This window comes from Bacillus sp. 7884-1, from assembly GCF_002272245.1.
In the GTDB taxonomy this organism is placed as follows: Bacteria; Bacillota; Bacilli; order Bacillales; family Cytobacillaceae; genus Neobacillus.
In genome coordinates this window covers 33,974-51,678 of sequence record NZ_NPDD01000167.1, presented here as the reverse complement: position 1 = coordinate 51,678, position 17,705 = coordinate 33,974, and the positions used below count along the sequence as shown (strand labels likewise).

13 protein-coding genes and 1 pseudogene are annotated in these 17,705 nt (G+C 36.1%); 11 read left to right on the top strand and 3 right to left on the bottom strand.

The features are described 5' to 3' along the window. The first annotated feature begins 263 nt into the window (after positions 1 to 263). From CHI06_RS19255 to CHI06_RS19220, 9 genes are all read left to right on the top strand, one after another. The gene (locus tag CHI06_RS19255) at positions 264 to 722 is read left to right on the top strand and encodes a dockerin type I repeat-containing protein (protein ID WP_095250236.1); all 459 of its coding nucleotides are present in this window, start codon (positions 264 to 266) and stop codon (positions 720 to 722) included. A 695-nt stretch (positions 723 to 1,417) separates the two neighbouring features. Further along, entirely contained in the window at positions 1,418 to 1,576 is a 159-nt protein-coding gene (locus CHI06_RS29935) for a hypothetical protein (protein WP_179292697.1), read from the top strand. A gap of 498 nt (positions 1,577 to 2,074) precedes the next feature. Further along, positions 2,075 to 5,650 (top strand): family 20 glycosylhydrolase, encoded by a 3,576-nt coding sequence (locus CHI06_RS19250; RefSeq protein WP_095250235.1) that lies wholly within the window; start codon positions 2,075 to 2,077, stop codon positions 5,648 to 5,650. A 484-nt stretch (positions 5,651 to 6,134) separates the two neighbouring features. Then, positions 6,135 to 7,325, top strand: coding sequence for an amino acid deaminase/aldolase (locus CHI06_RS19245; RefSeq protein WP_095250234.1), 1,191 nt, complete (start codon positions 6,135 to 6,137; stop codon positions 7,323 to 7,325). Next, the gene (locus tag CHI06_RS19240) at positions 7,313 to 8,629 is read left to right on the top strand and encodes a D-arabinono-1,4-lactone oxidase (RefSeq protein WP_095250233.1); all 1,317 of its coding nucleotides are present in this window, start codon (positions 7,313 to 7,315) and stop codon (positions 8,627 to 8,629) included. The genes CHI06_RS19245 and CHI06_RS19240 overlap by 13 nt, the downstream gene beginning before the upstream one ends. A 26-nt stretch (positions 8,630 to 8,655) precedes the next feature. Beyond that, on the top strand, positions 8,656 to 10,476 hold the full coding sequence (locus CHI06_RS19235; protein ID WP_095250232.1) for a hypothetical protein: 1,821 nt from the start codon (positions 8,656 to 8,658) through the stop codon (positions 10,474 to 10,476). Between the two features lie 23 nt (positions 10,477 to 10,499). Further along, positions 10,500 to 12,152: an MFS transporter gene (locus CHI06_RS19230; RefSeq protein ID WP_095250231.1), complete on the top strand. Its 1,653-nt coding sequence runs from the start codon at positions 10,500 to 10,502 to the stop codon at positions 12,150 to 12,152. 14 nt (positions 12,153 to 12,166) lie between these two features. Continuing rightward, on the top strand, positions 12,167 to 13,240 hold the full coding sequence (locus tag CHI06_RS19225; protein WP_179292696.1) for a glycoside hydrolase family 88 protein: 1,074 nt from the start codon (positions 12,167 to 12,169) through the stop codon (positions 13,238 to 13,240). A 547-nt stretch (positions 13,241 to 13,787) separates the two neighbouring features. Beyond that, complete coding sequence (locus CHI06_RS19220; RefSeq protein WP_095250229.1) at positions 13,788 to 13,919, top strand: VOC family protein; 132 nt, start codon at positions 13,788 to 13,790, stop codon at positions 13,917 to 13,919. A gap of 56 nt (positions 13,920 to 13,975) precedes the next feature. On the opposite strand, the gene CHI06_RS29930 is transcribed toward CHI06_RS19220, so the two are convergent. Then, entirely contained in the window at positions 13,976 to 14,143 is a 168-nt protein-coding gene (locus tag CHI06_RS29930) for a hypothetical protein (RefSeq protein ID WP_179292695.1), read from the bottom strand. 129 nt (positions 14,144 to 14,272) lie between these two features. On the opposite strand from CHI06_RS29930, the gene CHI06_RS19215 reads away from it, so the two are divergent. After that, on the top strand, positions 14,273 to 15,085 hold the full coding sequence (locus tag CHI06_RS19215) for a M15 family metallopeptidase (protein ID WP_095250228.1): 813 nt from the start codon (positions 14,273 to 14,275) through the stop codon (positions 15,083 to 15,085). Between the two features lie 328 nt (positions 15,086 to 15,413). Further along, positions 15,414 to 16,747: pseudogene (brnQ, locus tag CHI06_RS19210) on the top strand (branched-chain amino acid transport system II carrier protein). Positions 16,748 to 16,831: 84 nt separating this feature from the next. Here brnQ and CHI06_RS29925 read toward each other — a convergent pair. Together CHI06_RS29925 and CHI06_RS29425 are read right to left on the bottom strand one after the other, a co-directional pair. After that, on the bottom strand, positions 16,832 to 17,326 hold the full coding sequence (locus CHI06_RS29925; protein ID WP_257009370.1) for a cytochrome P450: 495 nt from the start codon (positions 17,324 to 17,326) through the stop codon (positions 16,832 to 16,834). 29 nt (positions 17,327 to 17,355) lie between these two features. Further along, on the bottom strand, positions 17,356 to 17,700 hold the full coding sequence (locus CHI06_RS29425) for a cytochrome P450 (RefSeq protein ID WP_142300984.1): 345 nt from the start codon (positions 17,698 to 17,700) through the stop codon (positions 17,356 to 17,358). Between the last annotated feature and the right edge of the window lie 5 nt (positions 17,701 to 17,705).

Genomic DNA, 17,705 nt, shown 5'->3' with positions numbered 1-17,705 from the left:
ATGTAAAGGGCTTACCTTGGCTGAAGGCTTTTTAATCAAGGAATGGAAAGATAGGCGAAACAAAAGACAGGGAGAATCAAACATGCTTTCCGTCACTCTGTACGTGTCACTGATCCACTAACTGGTTCGATAACCAACTGCATATACGGCTCATGCTTCGCCTATATTCTGTAGGTTCCTGACCCGTTTGATATTCTTGCCGTACAATCTATTATAGAGATGGTTACGGAGCCCTTCTTACTACCTATGTCGATTATCTTGCATTGGGTGCGAAAGTATCAGCGATGGACGTGAATGGCAACTCGTATGAGGGGAGAGTAACAAAGGACGCCAAATTCTATGTTGACGGATTGCCTTCCGACCGTACACCTTTAACTTTCAAGTTGGATATACCAGGCCACTTCACAGTAGAAAAAACGTTTACAATCGGCCGCGAAGGCAGTCTTGGGGAGCAGCAAATCCTTTCGTTCCTACCAGCTTTTGCCGGCGATGTCAATAAAGACAACTTGATCGATATTGATGACGCTGTTTACTTGAAAAATCATTGGAAAGCATCCGATCGCAACGCTGATATCAATTTCGATGGTACGGTAGACCTAAAGGATATGGAATATATCAAGAAAAATTATCTGCTTGAAAATCCGACAGTAAAGGCTGACAAAAATCCAAAAGAAAATGCAAATGGAAAAACGCTGGAGGAAATTTTAAGTGAATTAGAGTGATTTTAAAGGAGTTCCTAAACTTTTTTCATTATAGTTACTCAAGCGAATTTTTTATCATTTGATATAAAGAAAGCGGACCTAAAGAAATAAAGGTAAGAATTAAAGAGTAATAGTACTTAGGAGAAAACTATAGTAATCAAAAAAGTTGGGGACAATAATTAATAATCTGTCCCCAACTCAATAAGATTGTTGTAATTATAACTTCGGTAAATAATACTCTTAGATCCAGCTGCTATAATGGCGGCTTTTTTTTGTGCTAACGGAGCAGGTAAGTGGTACAAGAAAGATGATAATCCATCTCTGTTTTATGTAGTAAAAGCTCTAAGAAATTAATGTTGCTGTTCAAACTATATCATTCCTAATTTAGAGGTTAAAGGTGCCATGCTTCGTGCCCAAATTTTAAAAATTACAAATCACAAGAAAATACTATGAAGCAAGAAAGCTTAATTTATCAGTACTTGAGGATACATAAAGATACTAGATAAACATATGACAGCAGTCTTCAAAACTGCTTGAGACCTGCGTGCCAGGTCTGGTAGGTTCGATTTCCACGCAGCCCCGCTAATATAACATTTTCAGCGTTTTTAATAAATTTTCTCCATTACAATCTAAATAGTGTTAACTAGACTGTTTACCGAAACTGTAAATTACATTTACTCTTAGTCGCCTATAAAAATTCATAGGAGGCTATTTTTATGCAAAAGACAATACGTAAGTATCAACGTGGTCAAGGTAGTGGAAAGAGTGATAAGGAACTTGCACCAATGACGGTTAATATTGGAATTAGAACAATGAGGTGTTTATTCTTTTTTGTTAAAATGAATGGTTTATTGATACCCTTATCCATGAAATAATTAAATTAAAATTCTATTGTCACATGAAATTCCAATATTTCCTAAAATCAGGTGATGATAATTTACAAATAGCGACACTAAATGGAGTTAAAATATTTTCTTTTTCGAGCTAATTTTACATAATGTATCAAAAACATAAATTTATTAGCATATGTATGTCAAAAAATATCTATAAACTTCAAGTGGAATTCCCCCAATTTACTTTAAGTCATTGCCTACTTATAATTAGGATTAGTGGTTTTTTACAATATTCGCATTTTTTCAAATATATTAAACTGCTAATTACATATAAAAAGGAGAAATTTGATGAGAAAAAGTAGAACAAAAAAATGTTTAATGCAATGTCCTCGATGGCTGTAACAACAGGACTATTATCAAATTATTTCATGCTAGTGCACAAAACCTTCACAGTGACAAATTCTAGAGAAATGAACACTAGGACAATAAGTTAAGAACCAAACTTACAATTCCATATCAAAAATAAAAGGAGAATGTAGTTTGAACAAATTAATTAAAAATAAAACGTTTCCTGTTGCAATAATATTTATGTTACTCCTTAATTTATTTCTTAATTTCGTGATAATAATACCTAATAATGCTAAAGCTGCTCCCAATATCCCATCGTTATTACCAAAACCTGTAAGTTATATAGCTGGCACTGGGGAATTTACTTTAACTCCAAGCACTTCGATCTACGTAGCTGGTAATTCTCAAGAAGAAACAGATGAAATTTATAACATTGCTCAATTCCTTGTAGCTAAGCTAAATATTTCCACAGGCTTTAATATCAGGGTTACAAAATCAAATACGCCTCAAGCGGGAAGTATTTATTTTACTACAATAGGAGGAACTGCTGAACAAGGGATTGAAGGATATAATTTGGTTACAGATACGGATAGAGTTACACTTTCTGCCTATAAACCAGAAGGTATTTTCAGAGGTACTCAAACATTAATTCAGCTCTTACCAGCAGAAATTGTAAAGAGTACAGTTGTTACAGGAGTACCATGGGTAATACCATGTTCAACGATAAACGACAAGCCTTCATATAGTTATCGAGGGATAATGATAGATGTAGCTAGACACTTTTTCACAGTGGATCAAGTGAAGCGTCAGATTGATCTTGCATCACAGTATAAGATTAATAAGCTACATTTACACTTGTCTGATGATCAGGGATGGCGAATTGAAATTAAATCGAGACCAGACCTAATAACATATGGAAGCATTTCAGCAGTTAACCATGCTCCAGGTGGGTATTATACACAAGAACAGTTTAAGGAAATTGTAAGCTATGCAAATGCTAGATATGTCGAAGTGATTCCTGAAATTGATATGCCTGGACATACTAATGCAGCTTTAGCATCGATTCCAGAATTAAATCCTACTGGAGTCAGAGCGGTACCTAGGTATGATACAGCAGTTGGGTATAGTACACTGATGGCTCGATCTGAAGCTACATATGATTTTGTTGATGATGTAATAAGAGAACTTTCTGCTATTTCATCTTCACCGTATATTCATATTGGAGGGGATGAATCCTTTAATACCACTGCCTCAGATTACAATTATTTTGTAGGAAGAGTCGCAGGAATTGTAAGTCAATATGGTAAGAAGGTTGTTGGATGGGACCCATATGATACTTCAACCGGTTTAACATCGAGTGATTCGATTCTTCAAAACTGGCATTGTACTCCTACCACTGGTACATCTGCCATATCAAAAGGTATGAAGATGATCTTATCTCCAGCAAATGCATATATCGATCAGAAATATTACGCTAATTCTCCACTTGGCTTATCTTGGAGAGGATATATCAATACATCGAAAGCGTACCTTTGGGATCCAACGGATTTTGCTCCGGCAAACTCTATCTATGGAATAGAAAGTACATTATGGACCGAAACCATTGTGACTCAGGACCATTTGGATTATATGATCTATCCACGATTAATAGCGAATGCAGAGGTTGGATGGACACCAAAGAGTATGAGAGACTGGAACGATTTTAAGTCTAGACTTTATAACCACGCTTCAAGTTTAGAGAATAAGGGAATTAAGTATTTCGCAGATCCTATTGCATTTTCTCCGCCTGCAATGCCAATTAACTCAACCTGGAGCATGGATGAAGGTTCCGGTACGACAGCAGCAGATAGCTCAGGTAGATTTAATGCAACCTTATTAAGTAACACAACTTCTCTTCCAACATGGACAACAGGTAAATTTGGAAGTGCGGTTAGTTTGAATGGGACTTCTCAATATATGAGTCTGGGAGGAACAGAGATAGCAGGAGACTGGACTTTAGGTATGTGGGTTTACGGCAAATCCAATACAACCAAAACTGCTGAAGCACTTGTTAGTGGCCCAACATCTAGTATTAAGGCTAACCAATGGAGGAATTCAGGGAAAGTTGGATTTTCCGTATTTGGAGTAAAAGACAGTAGCTTCAATTATAAGCTTCCTACGACAAACACATGGGTGCATCTAACATTTGTTGGCTCCAGTGCAGGGACATCACTTTATGTAAATGGTGTATTTTCGCAAACACTTCCAGATAAAATGAATTGTCCAATGTCCTATCTGGGAGCTGAAATACAACCAGGAACGGGTGCAAAAGCTTCATTCTTTGCAGGCAGTATCGACCAACTAACAATAATCGATAGAGCCTTGAGTGCCAGTGAAATTGTAGGATTGACAAAATCACCAATTGCAACTTTAAGTTCTATTACTTTAAATGGTACACCTTTAAATGAATTTGCTGCAGAAAAAACAGATTACAATGTATTGTTACCGGCAGGAACAACTGAAGTTCCGACAGTAGCCACAACTACATCAGATAGTAATTCTAGTGCAGTAGTAACAGCTGCAACAAAACTACCTGGCAAAACATCGATAAAGGTAACTGCTGAGGATGGTACTACATCAAAGACATACAATGTTAATTTTACAGTTGATAAGTTGAAGGATGTAACCATTGCTGCTGATAAAACAGTGCTAAGCAAGACAAACAAAGGAACGATTATCATATCAGGAAAGCTTGACAGTGGTTTAGATGCGGATTTAACAAAAGCTACCATACAGTATACAAGCAGTAATTCAGAGGTAGCATCTATAGATGACAACGGGGTAATAACGCCTAATGAAGAAGGAAATGCAGTTATTACTGCGATAGTTAATCTATATGGTACAATAATACAATCAAATAACATCCCAATCGTAGTAGATTATACTGCACCTGTTTCTATCGCAAAGGTAGGTGGAACGGGATCGAATGAGTGGTCTAATTCGAATGTAAATGTTACTTTAAGTTCAAATGATAATTTGAGCGGGATTAAAGGAATAGAATACAGAATCGGCGATAGCGGAGATTGGATTCCTTATAATAATCCAGTTGACTTTAATCAAGAGGGAGTTTATACGCTGGAATATCGCTCGATGGACATAGCAGGTAATTTAGAAGAGACAAAACAGCAGATTATAAAAATTGATAAAACAATGCCGCATTTTGATCTTATAGTAAATGGTAATAACCTGAATGATGGAGAGTCCTTTGATGACTATTTACCACTTACCTTTAAAGTAGCAGATGATTTATCAGGAATGGCTTCAGCAAAAATTACTATAGACGGCGAAGTCTATGTTATTGAAACTAAAACACAGCAGGACGTAGTTATTGACATGGCAGGAAAACCAGGAATTTATACAGCTCTAGTTACACTAGAGGATGTAGCTGGCAACCAACTAGAAACGTCGCTTAGCTTTAATGTCACTACTAGTATTAACTCAATGATGCAGCTGGTAAGCCGCTTTATTAATTCAGGTGAACTCACTGGACCGATAATACCACAGCTTACAAATTATCTTAAACAGGCCCAGCATCAGCTAGATATTGGGAATCCTGATAATGCGGATAAGCATATACAGGACTTTTTATTCCAAATTAATAATAAAGCATTAATTAATTATAGCAGTGAAAAAGCTAAAACTGTTTTGAATGCAGATGCACAAAAAATATTAAATAACAAAACTTATCCATCAATTTTGATTGCGCGCCAAAAACAGCTATTTAATTAAAATTAAGATTTGGAAATAATTTGTCACCAGCTTTTGCTGGTGTTTTTTTTACGGAAACGAGGAATATTTCTCATCGCTTTCTATATAATTCACAATTATTTTATTCTTTTCCGATCTTGAAAGTGAACTGTGTAGAAGCCCTTCGTGTAAGCCCTTATTCCTAAAACGGTTTTAAATTATAGTTGTCATAGTATTACACTAAAAAAGAGTCTGACTCAAAAGGTCGCCTAAATAAATAAAGTAAAAAGGCAGGGGCTTTCAACTCTAGAAAGCCCCTGTAACTTAAATTGACACGTCAATTTATTATTATTAAAATTAGTGGTATAATTTTATGAAAATAATTAATATTTAAAAAATAATAAATTTTAAGAAAACAATAAATTAATAAATAAATAAATGTTACTTTATCGACAGTCGTCATAAAGTAGCTTAAAGGGAAAAGGGGATTTCACAGGTTTCAACTTTGATGGAGAGGTTTGATGGAATGGACCATGAATATCACTATTACAGAAAAATATTTGAAAGAACAGCTAAACCCTTTGCGTTTGTGGACTTTGATTTATTGGATGAAAATATTGAAAGGATTGTTTCAGCCGCAGCGCACAAAAACATTCGAATTGCGACGAAATCAATTCGAAGTGTTTTTATAATGAAATATATTATGAAGAAACATGCGCTATTTAAAGGTGTGATGTGTTTTACGGCGATGGAAGCGCTTTATCTAGGGAACGAAGGAATTGAAGATATTTTAATCGGCTATCCGATCTGGGATTCAGAAGTAGTGGCGAAAATTTGTCAGTTCAACCAACAAGGAAAAAGGATTACCTTAATGGTTGACTCTGTCGAACATGTCCAACATCTTAACAAAATTGCCGAAACGTTTAATGTAACACTCCCTCTCTGTCTCGACATTGACATGTCAATGGATGTTCCGGGGCTTCATTTCGGCGTATGGCGTTCACCGATTCGTAATGTAGGTGATGCGAAAGTAGTTGTTGAAAAAATAATGGAGTCCTCGTCTGTTTGTTTAGTTGGTGTAATGGGATACGAAGCCCAAATTGCTGGTGTTGGTGACCACTATCCGAAGCAAACTGCAAAAAATACGATTGTTACATTACTAAAAAAACAATCGAAGAAGCGTCTTGCTGAAAAACGAGCTGCGACGATTCAAATGATTGGAAACTACGGGATTTCCCTTCAGTTTGTGAATGGTGGGGGGACGGGAAGTTTACATACAACAACAAGTGAGAAAGTTGTAACAGAAGTAACAGTCGGGTCGGGTTTTTTCTCCCCGGGGTTATTTGACAACTATCGTAATTTTCATTACAAGCCAGCTGCGGGCTTTGCGATTGAAATTGTTCGCAAACCGGATGCCCATCTATTTACATGTGCTGGAGGGGGTTACATTGCATCAGGAGCAGTTGGAACAGATAAGCTACCGAAGCCGTATTTACCAAAAGGCGCACAGTTATTGCCCCTTGAAGGAGCGGGAGAAGTACAGACGCCGATTGTTTATCTGGGGACCGCAAAATTAATGCACGGTGATCCTATTTTTTTACGCCATGCGAAAGCTGGTGAACTTTGCGAGCGGTTTAATCATCTTTATTGTGTTTCAAATGGTGAAATTGTTAATAGAGTAACAACTTATCGGGGGGATGGACAATGTTTTCTTTAAAAGAAAATCAAAAAATTTGGCAAAACTGGTCTGGAATCGTTCAAAGTAAACCGACACATATCGCTTTTCCAGCGAGTGTTGAAGATGTCGTTTCGTTAGTAAAACGATGTAAAGAAGTAGGACGAGGGATTCGTATTGTCGGATCTGGACACTCGTTTACGCCAGTTATACATACAAATGAAGTGCTTGTTTCACTTGACCATCTAGCAGGAGTCGAAAAAGTCGATGCAGTTACACAAACAGTCGGTGTATGGGCAGGAACGAAATTACGCGATTTAAGTGCAGCTCTTCATGCACAAGGATGGGCGCAAGAAAATCTTGGTGATATCGATAAACAATCGATTGCTGGGGCAATTAGTACGGGAACGCATGGAACAGGAAGTAAGCTTGGAAGTATTGCGACACAAGCTGTTGAAATTCAAGTTGTGACTGCTGTTGGTGAAGTATTGACGTGTAATCGTGAGAGTCACCCGGATTTATTTAGAGCGTTGCAAGTTTCGCTCGGGATGTTAGGAATTATTGTGAAAGTAACATTGCGTGTCATTCCGGCTACTGTCCTTACATATGAAAGTATACGGTTATCATTAGATGAATGTTTTAAACATTTAGCGGAGTTTAGAGATGATTATCGCAACTTTGAATTTTTCTGGTTTCCGCATACGGATACCATTCAAGCTAAATTGATGAATGAAGCAACGAATCAACTACCAAGCAATCGATTTTGGCGCAATTTAAATCAAATGGTGATGGAAAATGCCTTATTTGGTGTTCTTTCGCGAGTATGTCGTACGATTCCAAGTCTGAGTAAATCAATCAGTAGTCTGTCAGCGAAATTTGTCGATACAGGAAAGGATGTTGGTTATACTCATCAATTATTTACAACAACTCGTCTCGTCCGTTTTAACGAAATGGAGTATAGCGTTCCAGCTGAATTAATGGAAACTGTTGTTCGTGAAATACATCAGCTTGTCGAGAAAAACGACTATCACGTTCATTTCCCTGTTGAATGTCGCTATGTGAAAGGTGATGATATTTGGCTTAGTCCAGCGCATGGGCGTGATTCTGCGTATATTGCTGTCCATATGTATAAAGGTATGGAGCATGAAAAATATTTTGCTGATATCGAGGCAATTTTTCGTCGCTACAATGGACGACCGCATTGGGGGAAACTTCATACACTTCGTGGCGATAATTTAACTACACTTTATCCGAAAATAGGAGACTTTAAAAAGATTCGTCAACAGCTTGATCCTAAGGGCATCTTCTTAAACGATTATTTAAAAAAGTTGTTCGCAATCGAGTAACAAACGGATAGGAAGGTAGGAGATTTATGGACAGAGATATTCCGATGAGTATTAAAATGGGGCCGAAATCTTTTAAAGAAATTAAAGATTTAGATGAAGGGAAGCAGATTGACGAGGCAGGACTACTAGAGCTATTGAAATTTATTGATTACCGCCTTGACTGTGCTGACTTTAGGATGGTCACAGTTTTAAGAACACTGTATTCTTATTCATCTCTTTTGACGGACAACACTATTCAAGAGATGAGAAATACAATTTTGTCTTTCAAATATTGGATGGATGAACCTGGTGACGACTCAATGTGTTATTGGTCTGAAAATCATCAGCTACTGTTTTTTACGTGTGGGTATGTAGCAGGGCGTTATTACCAAAATGAGCTATTTACTAATTCATATTTAACAGGGGCACAACTGAGTGAGAAGTTTAGGGGGAAAATTTTCATTTGGTTAAAACATCGTTTTGAACACGGTTTTATTGAATGGCACTCCAACACGTATTATGAAGAAGATATTGCTCCTTTAGCATTACTCATTGATTTTGGTGATGAAGAAATTAAAAATAAAGCGGCAATTATTATGGATTTAATTTTGGCAGATATGGCGATGCATTTGTATAAAGGTTTGTTTTCGGTTACAAGTGGACGCTGTTACGAAGTGCAAAAACGTGAACCGTTGACACAAGATGTGCTTGAAATTAATGAGTTTTTATTTGGAAACCGGTATAAGCAAGAATTAGATTATACACGCATTAGTGCCAATCTTTTTTTATGCAAAAATTATGAGTTGCCAAAAGTCATTTTTGAAATAGCGAACGATAAAGAACCGGGCGTAATTAAAACAAGTATGGGGCATGATTTGGACGAACTTGAGCAGCTCCGTGCCGAAAAAGGCGAAGTGACGGCTGGCTATATTCAATGGGCAATGGAAAGTTTTACAAACCTGCAATCTATTCGCGAAACAATGCGAATGTTTCGCGCCTACAACATGAAGGCAAATGATTTTTTGAAGGATTTAAAGATGCTAGATATAAAGTCGTTCAGTTTTTTATTGCCATTAGTGACAAAGATGTTAAATCCAGTGTCAAACGGTGTCGCGATTCAAAAGGTGAACTCTTATACATATCGGAAAGCCAACTATATTTTGTCAACAGCGCAAAATTACTATCCGGGAACGTTTGGTGACCAACATCACATCTGGCAAGCAACTTTAAATAAGGACATTAGTATTTTTTCGACACATCCAGGTGCGCCGATTTTTGATGACAATGCGCGAAATTTTTCGCCTTCTTATTGGGTTGGAAACGGCATTCAGCCTCATAGTGCCCAGTTTGAAAATGTCCATTTGTCGATTTATAAAGTGGACCAACGAAAGGGCTTTATGGAACGGCATCGCATCGAATTCACCCATGCGCATTTTCCAATCGATCGATTTGAACAGGCGCATATTGAAGGAAAGTACGCGTTCGGTACAAAAGAATGTGTTCACGTCGCTTTAATTGGTGGCAGTGACTTAGTCGTCAATCCAAATGACCGTTATGACCTCATTCAACATGGTAAGACGACATATTGGATTTTTGAAGTTTCAGATTCAGGTGAAAGTTATGAGCAATTTCAAAAACGAATAAAACAGACGAACATTCACTTTGAAAAACTGACGTTAAAATATGGGAAATATAAGCTGAAATATAAAGATGGACTATATGTAGATGGAAAGCGGATGGAGGATCAATATAAGCGGTTAGAATCGCCCTATGGAAATTTTGACAGAGGAGCAAACGAAATTGAGTTAAAATGCAAAGGGCATCGGTTGACGCTCAATTTTGATTTAGGGTTGAGAGAGCAAAGATAATTAGCTGAAACGGAGAGAAAGCTATGAAAAAAATGATGAAAAAAGAGGTGTTTACGTTTGCAGCGGGCGATTTGTTTGGCGGCGGTGCCCAGCTGGTTATTGCTTTTTTTTATTTGAGATTTTTGACAGATGTTGTCCGCATTGACCCTGTTCTTGCAGGGACCGTTATTTTATTATCAAAAATTTGGGACGCTCTTTCAGATCCAGTGATGGGAGTCGTGACTGACAATACGCGGACAAGATTCGGTCGGAGAAAACCATATCTTTTAGCAGGTTTTTTTCTCATCCTAATTGCCTTTACGCTCCTCTGGTATGCGCCGAATTTTGAAAGTGCACTTGGAAAATTTTTATTTGTGTTATTTAGTTACATCTTTTACTCAACGGTTTCTACGATTGTAACGATTCCGTATACTGCTTTATCAAGCGAAATTAGTCAAGACGTCAAAGAGCGCGACCAAGTGAACGCAACTCGTTTATTTTTCTCGCAAGTTTCCTCATTGATTGGTGCGGTCATGCCGATGGTTATCGTAGGGATGTTTCCTGAGAAAACAGGGTATTTATTCATGGGGCTTGTTTTCAGTATTTTTTATGCTGTTCCGTATATTGGCATATTTCTTTTTTGCGAAGAGCGCGTACCGATTTCCGATGTGAAGCGCCGATTTAGCTTGACAGAAATTATTTCTCCTTTTCGAGTTAAAACTTACCGTTCGTTAATAGGAATGTATTTATCCGCTTTTTTCGTCATGGATGTAGTAAGCGCTATCTTTACGTACTATATGACATATTTGATTCATCGAGAAGATTTACTCGAATTTGTGCTTGGAACGATGCTCATTATGCAAATTGTCATGTTGTTTTTTGTCGTAATGCTCGCTGGAAAAATCGGCAAGCCGAAAACATTCATGATTGGAGCAGCAATTTTTATTGTTGGCACCGTTGCTCTTGGGTTTTACAATTACAGTTGGCCAATTGCCGCGATTTTTATTATTGCAGCTGTTGTTGGGTTAGGGTTGACAGCTTGTATTGTTATGCCGTGGGTGATGTTTCCTGACGTTACGGATGTATCGCTATTAGCATTTGGTGAGCGTCGCAGTGGCTCGTTTGCCGGATTTATGGCGTTTTCACGAAAGTTTTCTTCAGCCATTGGCATATGGACGGTGGGTTTAATGCTTCAACTTTCTGGTTATATGCAGCCAGGTGAGATGATTATCCCTAAAAATGCAACCGCTTTCGTCAACAATGAAGGGATGTTAACGGTCGATTTGCAAAAAGACGGCAACGATGATATTCGCATTGACATGGAGAATCGACAAGTTGAATTGCTGACAAATGAAAAAATCGACTATGTTTTTGATAAAAATGTGTTGAAAATGAGTCAAAAAGATGAAGAGAAAGACAGTATTGTTGTTGAGAAGGACCTTAAAGTAACCGAGGTCTACGATTTCAGTAGCAATTCATCTCTAAAATCGGTAAATTTCTATAATCAGCCCAACTCATTTATGACAGGATTGCGTGTCATTATCTTTGTTTTGCCGGCCATTTTATTACTATTAGCCATTTTTATTGCCCGTAAGTATCCGCTAAACCGTCATATTCACGAAAGGCTTTTGAAATTTTACGAACAAAAGGATAAGAATAAGGAAGAAGAGGATGAACTGAAAAAATTGTTAGTTTAGTTTGGAGGATGCCGATGGATCAGTTGTTTGCAAAAATTATTGAGTTAGCTGACGCGACGACGAAACGACTCGTCCCGGAGAAATTACCGTGGATGTGGGGTGAAGGGTTACTGATGCACGCTCTTGGTCAACTGAACGACCTTTTAGGTGAAGCGCGGTACACAGATTACATAAAACGATATGTTGATTATCACATTAAAAAAGGGCTTCGCGTTGATCAATCGGATACGTTAGCTCCGATTTTGGCGACGTATTATTTAAGTAAACATATTGAAAATGAAGACTATCGTGTCGTAACCGAACGAGGCCTTTCCTATATTAAACACTCTGAAAAAATTATCCACAATATGCCAAATCATCTCGGTCACTCACTTGAAGGAAAATTTTATCCGAAAAGTATTTGGATCGACTCAATAATGATGTACGGGGTGTTTACAAGTCTTTATGCAAGAGAACAAGGAGAAGAGTGGCTCATGGAGTTTGCTAAAATTCAGCCAGAGTTATTCGAAAAATATTTGAAAGATCCGGACAACAAATTGTTTGTTCATAGCTATTGGGTTCGTGTAAAAAAGCAGTTTCCACAAAAGCTTTATTGGGGGAGGGGGAACGGCTGGGTTGTTGGTGCGCTACCAATGTTAATTGATAACTTAGAAAACGGCCAAGAGCGTAACAAAGCAATCCGAATATTACAAGAAATAAGTGTGGCGTTACTTCCTTATCAACGAACAGATGGCTATTTTGAAACGTTACTTAACAAGCCAGAAACCACCCTTAAAGAAAGTAGTGCAACAGCTTTAATTGCCTCGGGGTGGATGCACGGTGTTCGTTCTGGTTACCTCGATCGAATCTATTTGGAACCTAGTTTGAAGGCGTTTAATGCAGTCGTCGCTGATTTAGATTACCGAAATGGTCTCATCAGTTTAGGACATATTAGCGGTCCGACGATTCCGCTTCATATTTTACCAGCGCTAGGTTACAAGCTACAATATAAGATGCAAAAATCAAGAGACTGGAGCTACGGTCTTGCTGCTCTATTTTTTGCAGGAATTGAATATAAAAAGTTGATGAATGAAGGAGTAATCAAATGAAACTTGATATACGCTATGCGAATCAGCAAGAAGATGCAAAATTTTATACGACAGAGCAAATTCGTGCCCATTAGTAATAACAAATCCATTAAAGAGAAATTCAGAATATAAAAACAGATAGGAAATGCTTTATAAAATATGACCTTATGAAAATTGCCCTTAGTCATGAAATGTGCTACCTAAAAAATTGACAGATGAAATAATAACAATCTTTTTGATAGTTTATGGTATTATTTTCATAAAGATAAAAAATTGAAATGTAATATTTTATTTGAAAGATTCTATGGGGAAGTTAAAAAGTATTCAAATATAACTTAGTAAGGTAAACGCCACTGCATCAATAGGTTTTGGTTTGCATCCATAATATCAAAGAATGTAAAAAATATGAACTTGGTGAATCACTTTCAGAGCGCTTTACCAAGTTCAATAACGCCTAGATATAAACAATATATATATAGTAATGGTAGGTAACATTTTCTCTATAGTAAATCGCGAAAGATTAAGAACTGCAACAGAATTAGGGTTTTATTTCTAAGGAGGAAATTATATGCAAAAGATAATTCCCCACTTATGGTTCGACAAAGAAGCTGATGAGGCAACAAAATTCTATATGTCCTTAAAAAATAACAATTTGTTACAGAAATCTTATTTAGATAATCCGCGGGGAACCGTACAATAAATAGCACCGTTTTAGAAATTATTTCCATATACATTATTTTCTATAGCCATTGTGTCTTAAATTAAATTATTGCAACCAGCCAATCCTGTTAAACCGGTGATTGGTTTTTCTTTTGTCCACAGGCCGGAAGGATTGGTGTGCTCACGGAAAACCATATCTTTATTTACTTTATACATGCCGTATAGAGGAATTAATTTCTTATTAAACAAATCGTAAAATTTCATACACCTCTTCTTGAATACGTATAGATCTTAATTTAGTTACAAACCTTAATATTAATAATTTAAATTTTTATAAACACATTTATGGTTTTGACTGTTCGTATTGATTATTTGTTGAAGGAGTAGTGTTTCATGGTAAAAAAAAATGTAAGAGTATGGTTCGTTTTCTTATTTTTGATAGCTGTCGTTGGTTGTGGCAGAGAATCGAATGAATCAAATTTATCTAAAAATATGCAAAGCAAGAAAAATGAATCTTTGACACCGCTTGTCAATGTTCCACATTCTAATCAAGCTCAAATAACAAAAGCCTCTTATACGACACAGGAAAGAACGCCAGATGGGAAAGTGGTAACTACTACGAAATATCCAGAGTCAATTGCTGTTTTTGTGAACAAAAAAATATATCTGCCCCATACATATATTCCTACAGATTTAGTTTTTCCTAAAGTCTCTTTCATATTTAAAGAGTATATAGACAAACGTAAAATGCGAAAAGAAGCGGCGATTGCATTAGAAAAAATGTTTGCAGCTGCTAAAAAGGAAGGAATTTATTTAAGCGGTGCATCAGGATATCGTTCTTATGCTACACAAGCTTCAGTATTTAATTATTATGTAAAAAGGGACGGCTATGAAAAGGCGAGAACATACAGTGCTATTCCTGGTACAAGCGAACACCAAACGGGTTTAGCAATAGACGTAAGTGGGAGCAATGGATATTGTGCAGTGTCTTCTTGTTTTGCAGATACAAAGGAAGCAAAATGGTTAGATAAAAATAGTGCTAATTTCGGGTATATTATACGATATCCGAAAGGGAAAGAATACATTACTGGTTACAAATATGAACCTTGGCATATTCGCTATGTAGGTACAGGAATTTCAAAAGATATGAAGGCTCGTGGTTTGACATTAGAAGAGTATTTCGGAATTTTCCCTGTTCTTAAGTAAATTTTCTTGAGCCATAAGAATATTTCTAAAAGAAGTCAGTCGGAAGTTTTGCGGACAAAAAGCACAACTAGTGATTTTTCAGCTAGTTGTGCTTTTGTTCTCTTTAGGCAAAAGTTCAAGTCACAAAATTTTTGAATACCAGAGATGAAACAATGATTTTAGAGGTGATAAAAATTTCCGTATCACTTTTTTAGGTTGATTAATAAGGAAACTCTTTCTAATTTAGTGAAATATATTAGTACTTTTTCATATTTAACCCTAAATTGAATGGAAATTTGATGGAATAAAAAATATTTTAATATAACAATTTTAGGTTGAGGTGAATTAATTGAATAAATTAACTAATAAAGAAATCATGTTTATTGGCTTTATGTTATTTTCAATGTTATTTGGTGCAGGAAATTTAATTTTTCCAGCATATTTGGGAGCAGCTGCTGGAGAAAATGTATGGCAAGCGGTTATTGGATTTATTATTTCAGATGCGGGTCTCGCTGTATTAGCTTTTATTGCTGTTGCTAAATCAGGATCATTCGATACTTTAGTAAATAGGGTTAATCCTACTTTTGCTTTGCTTTTTCCAATGGCAATTTTTATATCAATAGGACAGGGACTTGCCATTCCGCGTGCAGGCAGTCTTGCTTATGAAATGGGAGTTAAGCTCTATTTACCAAATACAATTGAGTCTTCACCGATCGGACTTTTGGTTTATACAGTTGTATTTTTTAGTATCGTTTTTTGGTTCGCAAAATCGCCATCTAAATTAGTAGACAGATTGGGGAAAATTTTAACACCTTCTTTATTAATATTAATCATTATTGTTTTTATTAAAGCCTTGTTTACTGATTTATCTAGCTTTAAAGAGGCTTCTTTATCTTATAAAGAAAATCCAATCTCACAAGGATTTTTAGATGGATATCAAACAATGGATGCAATTGGTGCATTAATTTATGGAATTATATTTACCAATATTTTTAGAAGTAAAAAAATAAACAATCAAACATTACAAGTTAAGTATTTAGCGATATTTGGAATTGTATGTAGTCTACTTTTAACTTTTTGTTATTTAATTATTGTATACCTAGGAGCTTCAGCTTCGATATCAGGTAATGTAGATAATGGGGCAATTGTATTAAGTTCTGTACTACATCAATTGTTTGGACAGAGTGGTACGATTGTTTTAGGATTAATTTATACTTTAGCCTATTTAAGTGTTTCTATAGGATTAATTACATCATGTGCACAATATTTTTCAAGTGTTTTCCCTAAATTACCTTATATAAAATGGGCAATCCTTGTATGTTTGATCAGCGGTTTTGTAGCAAATCTTGGTTTATCTCAAATCTTAAAAGTATCTGTCCCGATATTGGGCTTAGTGTATCCAATGGCCATTACCTTAATTATTTTAGGTCTTTACATGATAGATTACCTTTTAATCAACGACCAGTTTATGTCATGACAGTCGGCCTAGTTGGGTTATTTAGCTTATTGGAAATCATTAATTCTACATTTTTAAATGATTCATTTTCAGAATTATTATCAATTGTTCCTTTGCAATATATGGACTTCGGATGGGTGATTCCTGGTTTAATTGGTTACAAAATAGGAAGCATTTTTGTGAAAACAAAATTTAATGAGGGTACGATTGAAAAGAAAGCAGCATAATTACGAATTAACACAAAAGCTGAAATAGAAGCTCTTCGTTAGTTTAGCAGCTTATAAATCTGCGGGATGAAATTCCTTAGCACGTTACAATCTCCTTTGAATCCGTAATTTAATCCCATTTTTCGGTCGTAAAGTAATTAATGGAGCTAATTCAACTTCCTTTGATTCTGAAGGCAGTAGTACTTTATATTTCTGCAAGATGGTTACGAGGATCATCGTCGCTTCCATTAAGGCAAAATGATTTCCGATGCAAATACGAGATCCACCGCCAAAAGGAAAATACGCATATTCATGAACATCGATTGGTCTACCATTCTCAAAACGATTAGGTTTAAATACATGTGCATCTTTGTAATACTTTTCATCCCTATGTGTTACATATTGAGAAATAAAGATGTGTTCCCCTTTATTTATTTTATAACCCATCAGGTCAGTGTCTTCAGCTGCTTCACGAGCTATAATCCAAGCTGGTGGATATATTCTCAAGGTCTCCAATATTGTCGATTGTGTATATTTTAATGAAGTTAAATCTGTAAATTGAACGCTTCTGTCTCCTACTATTTCACTAATCTCATTAATGACTTTCGTTTGCTCATCTGGATGTTGAGCTAATAAATAAAGACAGATAGTAAATGGCTTCGAGTAAAAGATGGCTGAATGAGTTTTCTTTGTTTTCGATTTTTTGGGTTCTCGCTTGTTAATAATCCATCGCCAATGATTATTTTTAAACCAGCAAATATTGTAGATTTTTGAAATGACTTTTGCTTAGTAACCAGAACTTCTTTAATTAATTCGGGATGAAACAGAACATGTATTTTTATATTTGCAAATCTTATGATTGCTTTATCTTCATTTAATATCCTTAATGAATCCATTAGCTTCAAAGGATTATTTCGAAATTCAGTTAAGGGACCCAGTAAGGAAAAAGACATACTTTTTAATTTATTTACCAATTCCT